Annotated in this window: 6 protein-coding genes; 2 read left to right on the plus strand and 4 right to left on the minus strand. The window is 73.9% G+C overall.

Translation table 11 applies throughout. The features are described 5' to 3' along the window. The first annotated feature begins 288 nt into the window (after nucleotides 1-288). Nucleotides 289-8,022, plus strand: coding sequence for a type I polyketide synthase (locus HD593_RS09910; RefSeq protein WP_221524695.1), 7,734 nt, complete (start codon nucleotides 289-291; stop codon nucleotides 8,020-8,022). Nucleotides 8,023-8,163: 141 nt separating this feature from the next. On the opposite strand, the gene selD is transcribed toward HD593_RS09910, so the two are convergent. After that, a complete protein-coding gene (gene selD, locus HD593_RS09915) occupies nucleotides 8,164-9,156 on the minus strand; it encodes a selenide, water dikinase SelD (RefSeq protein ID WP_185111749.1) in 993 nt (330 codons plus the stop codon). A gap of 154 nt (nucleotides 9,157-9,310) precedes the next feature. On the opposite strand from selD, the gene selA reads away from it, so the two are divergent. Beyond that, nucleotides 9,311-10,621 (plus strand): L-seryl-tRNA(Sec) selenium transferase, encoded by a 1,311-nt coding sequence (selA, locus tag HD593_RS09920; RefSeq protein ID WP_185101886.1) that lies wholly within the window; start codon nucleotides 9,311-9,313, stop codon nucleotides 10,619-10,621. A gap of 122 nt (nucleotides 10,622-10,743) precedes the next feature. Here selA and HD593_RS09925 read toward each other — a convergent pair whose 3' ends face one another. The 3 genes from HD593_RS09925 to HD593_RS09935 form a co-directional block, all read right to left on the minus strand. Then, a complete protein-coding gene (locus HD593_RS09925) occupies nucleotides 10,744-11,160 on the minus strand; it encodes a hypothetical protein (RefSeq protein ID WP_185101887.1) in 417 nt (138 codons plus the stop codon). Nucleotides 11,161-11,186: 26 nt separating this feature from the next. Continuing rightward, nucleotides 11,187-11,573 carry a hypothetical protein gene (locus HD593_RS09930; protein ID WP_185101888.1) on the minus strand — a complete coding sequence of 129 codons (387 nt, stop codon included), beginning with the start codon at nucleotides 11,571-11,573 and terminating at the stop codon, nucleotides 11,187-11,189. A gap of 258 nt (nucleotides 11,574-11,831) precedes the next feature. Beyond that, a complete protein-coding gene (locus HD593_RS09935; RefSeq protein ID WP_185101889.1) occupies nucleotides 11,832-13,022 on the minus strand; it encodes an FAD-dependent monooxygenase in 1,191 nt (396 codons plus the stop codon). Between the last annotated feature and the right edge of the window lie 43 nt (nucleotides 13,023-13,065).

The raw sequence follows: 13,065 nt of genomic DNA on the forward strand, positions 1-13,065 counted from the left end.
GCATGAATGATCCGCTGCTGCGGGCCGGCAGGCCCAGTGTCGGGAAAATGGACAGTTAACGGCCTGGGACATGGACAGCCGGATCTCCGACACTGGGCTCGCCGTACCACAGGGGCCACGGGGGACCAGAAGATGAAGGTGCACAGGCAGGGGTGGGACAACGCGATCGACCTCGTCTAGCGGTTCCTGAGAGGGACGAGCCTCGGCGCATCGACGCGCCGGGGCCGTTTCCGTGCGAGCGTGGACACGCCGCACGAAGTTCGCTCCGTACCTGGCGAGGGGATGGCCTTGGCTCACAGTGAATTGATCCGTACGGTGCCCGAGCTGCTGGCCCGGCACGCGGCCGCCCAGGGGGACCGGATCGCCTTCTCGGACGCGTCCCGGGCGGTCGGCTACGCGGCCCTGGACGTCCGGACGAGGAGATTGGCGGGTGGGCTGAGAGCCGCGGGGGTCGCCGCGGGTGACCGGGTGGCGATCCTCCTCGGGAACCGGGTGGAGGCCATCGAGAGCTCCCTCGCGATCACCCGGGCGGCGGCGGTGGGCGTGCCGCTGAACCCGAGATCCTCGGACGCCGAGCTGGCCCACGCGCTGGGGGACAGCGCCGCCCAGGTGATCTTCACCGACGCCTCCCGCCTGCCCCAGGTGCGCCGGACCTCCTCGTCCCTCGTCGTCCTCGTGGGGGACGGCGACGATGCTCCGGACGGCTGCCTGCGGTACGAGGACCTGGCCGGGCGGGAAGCGCCCTGCCGGGCGGCGGACGACCTGGCTCTCGACGATCCCGCCTGGCTGCACTACACCTCGGGGACCACGGGCCGGGCCAAGGGCGTGCTCTCGACGCAACGTGCCGGGCTGTGGTCCGCGGCCGCCTGCCATGCGCCGATCTTCGGGCTGTCCGCGCGGGATCGGCTGCTGTGGCCGCTGCCGTTGTTCCACTCCTTCTCGTACTCGCTGTGCCTGCTTGGTGTGGTGGCGACGGGTGCGAGCGCCCACGTGCTCGGCGAGGAGAGCCTGCTCGACGCCTTGTACGAGCACGAGCCGACCATGCTGGCGGGGGTGCCGACCGTCTACCACCGGCTGGTGGAGTCCGCCCGGCGGGACGGGCGGAAGCCGTCCGGGCTGCGGCTGTGCGTCACGGCGGGGGCACCCCTCACCCCGCGCTTGTGCGCGGAGGCGGAGGAGGTGCTCGGCGCGCCGCTGCTCGACGCCTATGGCAGCACGGAGACGTGCGGCATGATCGCGGCGAATCGGCCGGAGGGGCCGCGCGTCGCCGGCTCCTGCGGGCCTCCGGTGCCGGGGGTGGAGATCCGGCTGGTGGATCCGCACAGTGCCGAGGACGTCCCGGACGAGGAGGAGGGCGAGGTCTGGGTCCGCGGTCCCGGGCTCATGCTCGGCTACCACGGCGACCGGGAGTCGCCTTTCGTGGACGGGTGGTACCGCACCGGCGACCTGGGGCGGCGGGTGGCGCACGGGCACCTCGCGCTCACCGGCCGGTTCAAGGAGCTGATCATCCGGGGTGGCGAGAACATCCATCCCGAGGAGGTCGAGCGGGTTCTGCTGGGCTGCCCAGGGGTGTCCGACGCGGTCGTGACGGGCGTGCCGCACGAGGTGTTCGGTGAGGTGCCGGTCGCGTTCGTCGTCCCGGGCCCCGAGGGGTTCGACCCGGAGGCCCTGCTGGCCGCGTGCCGGGCGGAGCTGACCGAGGCCAAGGTGCCCGACGCGGTGCACGTGATCGACGCCGTGCCGCGGACCTCGACCGGCAAGCCGAAGCGCCATGAGCTGACGGCCGCCGGCCTCGGCGGATCGGTGCGGGCCGGAGCGGCCTCCCTGGAACGGCTGGTGCTGGCCGAGGTCACGGCGGTGCTCGGGCCGGATTCCGGGGAAGCCGACCTGCGGCGGCCGTTCGCCGAGCTCGGGCTGACGTCCATGGCGGGGATCGTGCTGAGCGACCGGCTCAGCGCCAGGACCGGGGTCGAGCTCCCCAGCACCCTGGTGTTCGACCACCCGACCCCCGCCTCGGTGGCCGCCCACCTGCGAGCCAGGCTCGGCGGCGAGGCGAGGCCGCGCGGGCGGGCCGCCCTGGAACGTGCCCCGGCCGATGACGACCCGATCGCCATCGTGTCGATGGCCTGCCGGTACCCGGGCGGCGTCGCCTCACCGGAGGACCTGTGGCGGCTGGTGCTCGACGAGCGTGACGCCACCTCCGGCTTTCCCGAGGACCGGGACTGGGACGTGCAAGCGTTGTACGACCCCGATCCCGACATGCCCGGCAAGTCGCTGACGTTACGCGGCGGGTTCCTCGACAATCCCGCAGATTTCGACCCCGCGTTCTTCGGGATGTCCCCCAAGGAGGCACTGGCCACGGACCCGCAGCAGCGGTTGCTGCTGGAGACGTCGTGGGAGCTCTTCGAGCGGGCCGGCATCGACCCCGTGTCCGTACGGGGCAGCGACACCGGCGTGTTCGTGGGCGTGATGTACGACGACTACGGCATGCGGTTCATCAACGACCCCCACGAGCTGGAGGCGCACCTGGCGCTCGGGTCGGCCGGCAGCGTGGCCTCCGGCCGGATCTCGTACACGCTGGGCCTGCGCGGCCCGTCGATGACGCTGGACACGGCCTGCTCGTCGTCGCTCGTGGCGCTGCACCTGGCGGCCCGGGCGCTGCGGGCCGGGGAGTGCTCGCTGGCGGCGGCCGGCGGGGTGACCGTGATGGCGACACCCTCCACGTTCACCGCGTTCAGCCGGCTGCGCGGACTGGCCCCGGACGGCCGCTGCAAGTCGTTCGCCGCCGCCGCCGACGGCACGGGATGGTCGGAGGGGGCCGGGCTGCTGCTGCTGGAACGGTTGTCGGACGCCCGGCGCAACGGGCACCCGGTGCTGGCCCTGCTCCGGGGGACGGCCGTCAATTCCGACGGCCCGTCCAACGGGCTCGCCGCGCCCAGCGGCCCCGCGCAACAGGAGGTCATCCATGAGGCGTTGTCGGCGGCCGGCCTGGCGGTGCAGGACGTGGACGCGGTGGAGGCGCACGGGACGGGAACGATGCTGGGGGACCCGATCGAGGCGCAGGCGCTGATCGCGACCTACGGTTCGCGGCGGCCGGAGGCGCCACCGCTCCTGCTGGGCTCCGTGAAGTCGAACCTCGGCCACACCCAGGCCGCCGCCGGGGTGGCGGGGGTCATCAAGATGGTCCAGGCCCTGCGGCACGGCCTGCTGCCCCGCACCCTGCACGTCGACGCGCCCAGCGGGCATGTGGACTGGTCGCGCGGGACCGTGGAGCTGCTGACCGGGGCGCGGGCCTGGCCGGAGACGGGGCGGCCACGCCGGGCGGGCGTGTCCGCCTTCGGGATCAGCGGCACGAACGCGCACGTCATCCTGGAGCAGGCCCCCGAACCGGAGCCCGTTCCGGGGGCGCCGGGTTCCTGGGCGGCTGGTTCGGCGACGTCGGGTCCGGACGGGGCCGGTGCGTGCAGGCCGCCGTGGTTGTTGTCGGCCGCCGACGAGGCCGCGTTGCGCGCCAGGGCGCGTGATCTGGCCGCCCTCGGTGAGGTCGACGCCGTGGACGCGGCGTACTCGCTCGCCGTGTCCAGCTCCGCGTTGCCGCTGCGTGCCGTCGTCGCGAGGGGAGACCGGGCGGCGCTGGACGCGCTGGGACGCGGCGAGCCCCACCCGGACGTCCTGGTGAGCACCGCCCGTCCGGCGCCGCTCGCCATGCTGTTCACCGGCCAGGGCGCTCAGCGACCCGCCATGGGAGCACGGCTGAGGCAGGCGTTTCCCGCGTTCGCCGCGGCGTACGAGGAGGTGTGCCGGCACCTGGACCCGCACCTGCCGGCCGCGCTGGCGCACGTGATGGACCACGACGCCGCGCTGCTCGACCGTACGGACTTCACCCAGGCCGGCCTGTTCGCCTTCGAGGTGGCGATGTTCCGGCTGCTGGAGTCATGGGGGATCCGCCCGGACCACCTCGTCGGGCACTCCATCGGCGAGCTGGCGGCGGCGCACGTCGCCGGGGTGTTCACCCTGCCGGACGCGGCACGGCTGGTCGCGGCACGCGGGCGGTTGATGGGCGCCCTGCCCCCCGGCGGCGCGATGGTGGCGGTGCAGGCCACGGAGACGGAGGTGGCCGCGGCGCTGTCCGGCGACCTGTCCGGCGACCGGGCCGGCGACTGGGCCGGCGCGGCCGGCATCGCCTCGGTCAACGGCCCGCGTTCGGTGGTCGTCTCCGGTGCGGAGAGCGCCGTTTCCGCCGTGGCGGCCGGGTTCGCCGAGCGGGGACGGCGGACCACCCGGCTGCGGGTCAGCCACGCGTTCCACTCCCCGCTGATGGAGCCGATGCTCGGCGAGTACGGTGACGTGCTCGGGGACCTCACGCTGAGTTCCCCGGCGATCCCGGTGATCTCGACGGTGACCGGCCTGCCGGTGACCGAGGAGCTGCGCTCGCCGGAATACTGGGTGCGGCAGGTGCGCGAGCCGGTCCGGTTCGCGGCCGCCGTACGGGCGGCGGAGGAGCGGGGCGCGCGGTCCTACCTCGAGGTGGGGCCGGACGCGGTGCTGACCTCCCTGGTACGTGACTGCCTCGCCGCCGAGGACCCGGCGGTGGCGGCCACCGGGCGGGCCCGCGGCGACGACGTGGACGTGCTCCTCGAGGCCGTGGCCGCGCTGCACGCCGGCGGCGTACCGGTGAACTGGCGGGCCGTCTTCGCCGGCAGCGGCGCGCGGCTCATCGACCTGCCCACCTATCCCTTCCAGCGCCGCCGATATTGGGTGAGCCGCCACTCCACCGTCCACGGCGGCACCCTGCGGCATCCGATGCTCACCGGCGCCGAACCCGAACCCGGCACGAACCGGGTCCTGTGCCGGGGCCGCCTGTCCGCCGGAACGCACCCGTGGCTCGCCGGGCACGTGGCCGGGGGCCGCACGCTGGTGCCGGCGACCGTCCTGGTCGAGCTGGCCGTCCGCGCCGGCGACGAGGTCGACTGCGACCTCCTGGAGGACCTGGCGATCGTCGCCCCGCTCGAACTCCCGGCCGCGGGCGGCGTCCGCCTCCAGGTCACCCTCGGCGAACCGGACGAGACGGGCAGGCGGACCGTCGACCTCGACTCCCGTCCCGACGACGCGGGCACCCGTGAGCCCTGGACCCGGCATGCGACGGGGACGCTCGGCGTCACCGCTCCCGGCAAGCCGGACGAAACCGCCGCGTGGCCGCCCGCGGACGCCACACCCGTGCACGTCGAGGGCGCCTACGACGTCCTGGCCGCGGCCGGCCTCGCCTACGGTCCCGCGTTCCGCGGCGTACGGGCGGTGTGGCGGCGTGACGGAGATCTGTTCGCCGAGGTCCGGCTGCCCGACGCGGAGAGCGCGGCAGGGTACGTGATGCACCCCGCGTTGCTGGACGCCGCGCTGCACGCGAGCCTCGTCGCCGCCCCCGAGCTCGCCGAGGCCCGGTTGCCCTTCTCCTTCTCCGGCGTGCGGCTGCTCGCCTCCGGTGCCACGGAACTGCGGGTCCACGTACGGGAGCTGGGAGACAGCCGGATCCGGCTGAACCTCGCCGACGGCGCCGGCTCACCGGTCGCCCGGATCGAAACCGTGACGCTGCGGCGGCCGGCCGGGCAGCACCCCCCTCGGCGGCCTGCCGGAAACCTCTACGGTGTGCGGTGGGTCGAGCCGGAGCAGAACGGTGAGCCCACCGGCCCGCGGGACGATGTCGTCGTGCACGTCCAGGGCCGGTCGCGGGGCTCCGACCCGGTGGCCGCGGTGCACGCCGCCACCACCGAGGCCCTTGAGATGCTGGGGTCCTGGAGCGCGTCCGGTCTCGCGGAAGGCCGGCGCCTGGTCGTGGTGACGCGGGACGCCACCTCGCCGGACCCCGACCTGGCCGCCGCGGCGGTGTGGGGGCTCGTACGCGTCGCCCAGGCGGAGTATCCGGGCCACATCGTGCTGGCCGATGCCGACGACAGCCCGGAGTCCGCCGCCGCGCTGCGGGCGGCACGCGCGTCCGGCGAGCCGGTCCTGGCCATCCGCGCCGGCACGATCCTGGTCCCACGCCTGACCGAAACCGGCCGGGAGGAGGGTGGTCCGGGCGGGGAGGCGGTGGGGACACTCGACACGCGCGGCACCGTTCTGGTGACCGGTGGCACGGGCGCCCTCGGGTCCGTGCTGGCACGGCACCTGGCCACCCACCACTCGGCGCGCCACCTCCTGCTCGCGAGCCGGCGTGGCGAGGCCGCCGATGGGGTGGACGCGCTGCGGGCCGAGCTGGCGGACCTCGGGGTGTCCGTGCGGGTCGCCGCGTGCGACATCTCCGACCGCGCGGCCGTGCGCGCCCTGGTGACCGCCGCCGACCCGCCGCTGAGCGCGATCGTGCACGCCGCGGGCGTCCTGGACGACGGGGTGCTGGACGCGCTGACCCCGCAGCGGATGGCGAAGGTGCTGCGCCCCAAGGTGGACGCGGCCTGGCACCTGCACGAGCTGGCGCGCGACCTCGGCCTGTCGTCGTTCGTGCTGTTCTCCTCCGCGGCCGGCCTGCTGGGCAACGCCGGGCAGGCCAACTACGCCGCGGCCAACGCCTTCCTCGACGCGCTGGCCCGGCATCGTGCCGCGCGGGGACTGCCCGCACTGTCGCTGGTCTGGGGGCCGTGGCTGCACGCCGGCGGCATGGCGGGCGCCGTACGCCACGGTCCGCTGGCGCCGGTGACCGACGAGCAGGGCCTGAGCCTGTTCGATGCCGCGCTGGCCTCGCCGGAGCCCGTGCTCGCTCCGCTCCTGCTCGACCGCGCGTGGAACGGGCCCGTACCGGAGCTGCTCCGCGGCCTGCTGCGCCGGGCGCGCCCCACCGCCGGCACCACATCGCAGGAGGAAGGGCCGGGGACGTGGCGCCGGAGGCTCGCCCCGCTGCCGCCCGGCGAGCGGCTTGCCGCGCTGGTGGAGGCGGTACGAGCCGAGGTGGCCACCGTCCTGGGCCACGCCGGCGCGGACGAGGTGCGGCTCGACCGGTCGTTCGCCGAGCTCGGCCTCGACTCGCTCGCCGGCGTCATGCTCCGCAACAGGCTGAGCACGCTCACCGGGCTGCGGCTGCCCGCGACCGTGGCGTTCGACCACCCCGGCACGGAACAACTGGCCGGACACCTCCTCGACCTGCTCGGCGAAGCCCTGCCACAGCGGGAGCACGAGGCCCTGCCGCAGCCGGAACCCGGACCCGTGAAATCCCTGATCGCCCCTCTCTACCGCAGGATGTCGCAGGCCGGTCAGGAGGTGGAGGCGATGCGCATGCTGGTCGTCGCGTCGATGGCCCTGCCGACGTTCCCGTCCGAGCTTCGGCAAGCGCACGCCCTGCCACCCGAACGGCTGGCGACCGGGCCCGGCGGGACCGCCCTGATCTGCTTCCCCGACTTCTACCCGCGGGTCGCCACGGGGATCTACGGCAGGCTCGCCGACCTCTTCGCGGGCGAACGCGACGTGTACGAGATCCCCTACCCGGGCCTGTCGGGCGGAGGTGTCGTGCCCGAGGACTGGCACACCCTGATCGACCTGCACACCGAGACCATCCAGCGCCACTTCGGCGAGCGCCCCGTCGTGCTCGCCGGCTATTCCGTCGGCGGGTGCACCGCCCAGGCCGTCGCCACCCGGCTCACCGAGGCCGGGACACCACCCGCCGGCATCGCCATGATCGACACCTACCACGTGACAGGCGAGAACGAGGCCGAGCAGTGGCTCCTCGGCATGCCCGCCCACCGGGCGGCACAGCTGGGAGAGCTCTTCGACGAGCTCTTCGACGACACGTCCCTGGTCGCGATGGGGGCCTACACCCGGATCCTGCGCGGCTGGCAGCCACGGCCGGCCGGCGCGCCGACGCTGCTGCTGCGCGCCCAGGACCCCCTTCCCTACCTGGGCGAGCACCCGCCAGGAGGCTCCGCGTGGCCGCCGCCCGTCGACATCGTCGAGGTGCCCGGCCACCACTTCCAGCTCATCACCGACCGGATCGGGACCACCACGTCCGCCCTCCGAACCTGGATCTCGACCCTGCCCTGAACCGCCAGGGCGGCGGAGGCTTCCCGGCAGGGGAGGCGATCGGTGCGGTGGGCTGCGGGGGCACCCACCGCACCGCGCCCCCGGTCACGCGCTGCTCGCCACCGCCGAGGTCTTGAAGACCAGGAGGGTCACCACGTCCGGTCAAGGATGGACGATGACGGTGTGTCCGGTGTGCTCCATCAGTTCGCCGATCACGGGAGCACCTGGGATCTCCCCGGCGACGAGCAGTCCCCCCGAGGTCTGCGCGTCGGCGAGGAGCAGCAGCGTCTCCTCCGGGACGTCGCCGTGGCCGAGGTGGGGTGCCACCCAGTCGAGGTTGTGCCGGGAACCCCCGGGGACGAACCCCTCCCGTACGGCCCGCGCCGCCCCGTCCAGCACGGGGACGGCGGAGGCGTGGATCACGGCGGTGACCCCGGAGGCGCGGGCGAGCTTGTGCAGGTGTCCGAGCAGGCCGAAGCCGGTGACGTCGGTGGCGCAGCGGATGCCGGCGGCCAGGGCCGCGCGGGAGGCGTCCGCGTTGAGCCTGGTCATGGTCTCCACGGCGTGCGGGAAGACCTCGCCGGTGCGCTTGTGCCGGTTGTTGAGCACGCCCAGGCCGAGTGGCTTGGTCAGCGACAGCGGCAGGCCGGGGCGGCCGGCGTCGTTGCGGAGCAGCCGGCCGGGGTCGGCGGTGCCGGTGACGGCCAGGCCGTACTTGGGCTCGGCGTCGATGACGCTGTGCCCGCCGGCCAGATGGCAGCCGGCCCGCGCGGCCACCTCGGCGCCGCCCCGCAGCACCTCGGCGGCCAGCTCGTAGGGCAGGCGGTCAGGGGGCCAGCACAGGAGGTTGAGCGCGACCAGCGGGCGCCCGCCCATGGCGTAGACGTCGGAGAGGGCGTTGGCCGCGGCGATGCGGCCCCAGTCGCAGGGGTCGTCGACCACCGGGGTGAAGAAGTCGGCCGTGCTGATGATCACGGTCCCGTCCTGGGTGCGGACCACGGCGGCGTCGTCGCCGGATTCCAGGCCCACGAGGAGTTCTGCCGCGGAATCTCGCGGAAGAGGCAGCTCCGAGCTGCCCAGCAACCGTTCCAGGTCTCCCGCGGGGATCTTGCAGGCGCAGCCGCCGCCCTGGGCGTACTGGGTTAGCCTCACAATCGCACTCTAAGGTGGCGAAGGCTGCCATGGTTGGATTTTGCGGTTGGTCCCTGCGGTGGACACCTTCGTCGCCAGAAGGCCGGTGATCCCATGATGCGTGTTCAGGCCCGTACGAGCGAGCTCGTGCTCCGCACGCTGATCGGACGTCCCTAGCGTGGCCGACCATCGCCGCTCCATCCCGCGGACGGACACGCTGCTCGCCGACCCCCGGCTGGCCGAGGCGCTGCGGCGGCTCGGCCACGCGCGGGTCAAGGCCGCGATCGTCGCCGCGCAGCAGCGCGCCAGGGACGGAGAGCTCGCGCCTGGAGAGGTCCTGGTCGAGGTGCTGGCGGCGCTGCCCGGCTCCGCCTCCGGGCTGCGGCCGGTGATCAACGCCACCGGCGTGCTGCTGCACACCAACCTGGGCCGCGCCCCGCTGTCGGACGCCGCCCGCCAGGCGGTGGAGCTGGCCGCCGGGGTCACCGACGTCGAGCTCGACCTCGGCACGGGCGGCCGTGGCAGGCGGGGGCGTACCGCGCTGGCCGCGCTGGCCGCCGCCGTCCCCGCGGCCGAGGCGGTGCACGTGGTGAACAACAACGCCGCCGCGCTCGCGCTGGCGGCCACCACGCTGGCGGCCGGGGCCGAGATCGTGATCAGCCGGGGGGAGCTGATCGAGATCGGCGACGGGTTCCGCCTGCCCGACCTGCTCGTCTCCACGGGGGCGCGGCTGCGCGAGGTCGGCATGACCAACCGCACCGCCATCACGGACTACGCCGCCGCGATCGGGCCGCGGACGGGCATGGTGCTGAAGGCGCACCCGTCCAACTACCGGATCGAGGGCTTCACGGCGGACGTCCCGGTGGCGCGGCTGTCGGAGCTGTGCCGGGAGCGCGGCATCCCGCTCGTCGCCGATGCCGGCTCCGGGCTGCTGGCTCCCGAGCCGCTGCTGCCCCGCGAGCCCGACGTGACGAGCTGGTTGCGGGAGGGTGCGGACCTCGTCACCGCCAGCGGGGACAAACTGCTCGGCGGCCCTCAATGCGGGCTGCTGTTCGGCCGCGCCGCTCTCGTGGACCGGCTGCGCCGCCATCCCCTCGCTCGCGCGCTGCGGGTGGACAAGGTGACGCTGGCGGCGCTGGAAGCCACGGTCGCAGGGCCGCCGACGCCGACCTGGGAGAGCCTGCACGCCGATCAGGCCACACTGAGGTCCCGAGCCGAACGCCTGGCGGCCCGGCTACGTGACGAGGGGATCGACGCCGAGGCCGTCGACAGCCGCAGCGTGGTCGGCGGCGGCGGGGCGCCCGGGGTGTCCCTGCCCAGCGCCGCCGTCGCGCTGGACGGGCGCGTGGCCGCCACGCTGCGCCGGGCCCGCCCGCCCGTGCTCGCCCGCGTGGAGAACGGCCGGTGCCTGCTCGACCTGCGCGCGGTTCCGGCCGATCAGGACGACACGCTGCTGGCGAGCGTTCAAGCCATACTGTCAGCGGAGTGAGTGCGAACGTCATCCCGGCCCGGGTGGGGACGGGGTCCAGTGGGACGGCGCGTGGCGGTTCGCCGGAGGTGCTGAACGGTGGCGAGGCCGCGCGGGTCACGCGCGGCCTCGCTCCGGGGACATCAGGAGACGGTCAGATAGAAGGCGGTCTCGGCGGGCAACCGGTAGCCCGCCTGGCTGTGGACGGCGATCGTCCGGTCGGCCGCGCTGCGGTGCAGGTCGCGCCGGACGCAGACGCGGGCGCCGCGCTCCACCGACAGCGAGCGCGGGTGGTCGTAGCGGCCGATGGGCGTGGCATGGATGGCCACGTCGCCGTCCAGATCGACGAGCTGGTTCACGAGGACGCAGTAGACGCCTCGGGACGGGTGCCAGGCGTCGTCCACGTGCTTGCTGTGCGTCACCGAGCCGTCCGCCTCGACCGTCGCGGAGGCCTGCGCGAACGGGGTCTCCGCGGACGCGGCCACCGGAGCGAGGAGCCCGGCGGCCGCCACGGCGGTGGCGCCGAGCGTCGCGGTGGCGAATCGCCTGATGGTGTTCATGTCGGTTGCGTGTCCTTTCGGCCGGGCTACGAGACCAGCAGGTCGAAGCCGCTGTCGGCGAGGCGGCTGGTGTGCGTGCTGTAGACGTTGACGGTGATGGTGTTGTCGTCCCGGCAGGTGGCCGATGGATGCCGGTAGGCGATGTACGGCAGGCGCAGCATGTGGCGCGGGGTGAGCTGGATCAGCGCCTCGCGCGCGTCGATGTGGTGGGCGAGCTGGACGCAGTACCGGCCGGTGCCCGCCCGCCAGGACCTGACGACGTTCTTGCTCTCGTTGAGCGAGCCGTCCGCGTCGATGATCGCGGCGGCCCGCGCGTACGGGGCCTTGAAGTCGGCATGGGCGGCAGGGGCCGCGACGGTGGCGAGGCCGGCGGCGGCGAGCATGAGGCAGCCCGCAAGAGCACGACGAAGCATGAGGAATCCCCCTTTGTTACGGCTGGATAGGAGCCACAACGAAACGTAAGGTCGCGAAGCCCGCCGGGACGCTCGCCGCCCCGTGTCGTCCGATCAAGGTTTCTTGCACGGTCGTATGCGAACCTGTGGCCCTTCCGACGCGTCCCGCCCACCCGTGCACGTGCGGAGACGGCCGTTTGCGAGGCCGCCGCGGCTGACGCGCCGTTTACCCGGGCCGCGTCAGGATCGGGATCCGTTGCGGCACGGCGACGGTCACCGTCACGATGCGCTTCCTTCCGCGGCACGGGTCCTCGCCAGCCTGCGCTCCCGCGCCGTGCAGGCGAGGCGCAGGACCACCGAGCGAAGGGCTTCGGCGGGACGGCTCGACGGCACGAACATCTGCTGCTTCAGCCGGGCGATGCGCTGGTGCTTCGTGATGAACGGGCGCAGCCGCGACTCCCAGGAGGCCAGCGCGGCGCCGAGGTCGTCCGGGTTCTCCCGCAACGCCCGGCCGAGCTCGGCACCACCAAGGAGGCCGGAGGTGGCCCCCATGCCCGAGAAGAGATTCAGGCACCACGCCGCATCGCCCACGAGCACGACCTTCCCCCTGCTCCACCGGGGCATCTTCACCTGGTGCACCGAGTCGAACAGGAGATCCGGCGCCCGCTCCACGGAGTCCAGGGCGTGCCGCACCACGGGGTCGTCCATCTCGGAGAAGACGGTGCGCAGCCGCTCGACCCTGGATCCGGTGAACTGTCCTTCGATGTCCCCGGTCCGGTAGGTCAGCATGGCGGTCGGGGGCCGGTCGGCGAACGAGAACACCCAGGCGGCACGGCCCGCGCGGGCGCTGATGAGGCTGTCCGCCCGCGCGAAGGACGGCACCTGCTCCTGGAGCTCGAACGCGCAGATCATCGTGTCCCACGTGGTCATGTGGTTCTCGTGCGGGCCGAAGACCGTGCGGCGCACGCTCGATCGCAGCCCGTCGGCGCCCACGACCAGGTCGAAGCTCTCGCGGTACCACGTGCCGGTACCGGTGTCTTCGAGCAGCACCCGTACGTCGGCACCGGTGTCGTCGATCTCGACGGGCTTCGTCGCGAACCGCACGTCGACGGGCTCGCTCGTCCCGTCCCCGAGGGTGCCTTGCCAGAGCGCGGCTTCGAGGTCCCCGCGGATCACCGCCAGGGGATCGCCCGGCAGGTGCAGGAAGCCCAATCCGGGCTCAAGGCTCCCGCGCCGGGTCAGCGACCACGTCTTCCCGCCGTCGGGCGGGTTGCGGGCCGGCAGGTGGCCGGCGATGCCCAGGTCGGCGGCGGCCCGCCTGCCCTCCGGCATGAGGCCGACGAAGTAGCCGCCTATGCGGCGTTCCGGGGCCCGTTCGACGATGACGGGCTGCCATCCGGCCTGCCGCAGCCCGATCGCCGCGGACATCCCGGCGATCCCGAGCCCGACGACCAACGCGCGTTTCTGCATGACGCCGTTTCCTTCCTTATCGAGCGGGGCCATTGAGCGCGGT

This window comes from Nonomuraea rubra (assembly GCF_014207985.1).
Classification (GTDB): Bacteria; Actinomycetota; Actinomycetes; order Streptosporangiales; family Streptosporangiaceae; genus Nonomuraea; species Nonomuraea rubra.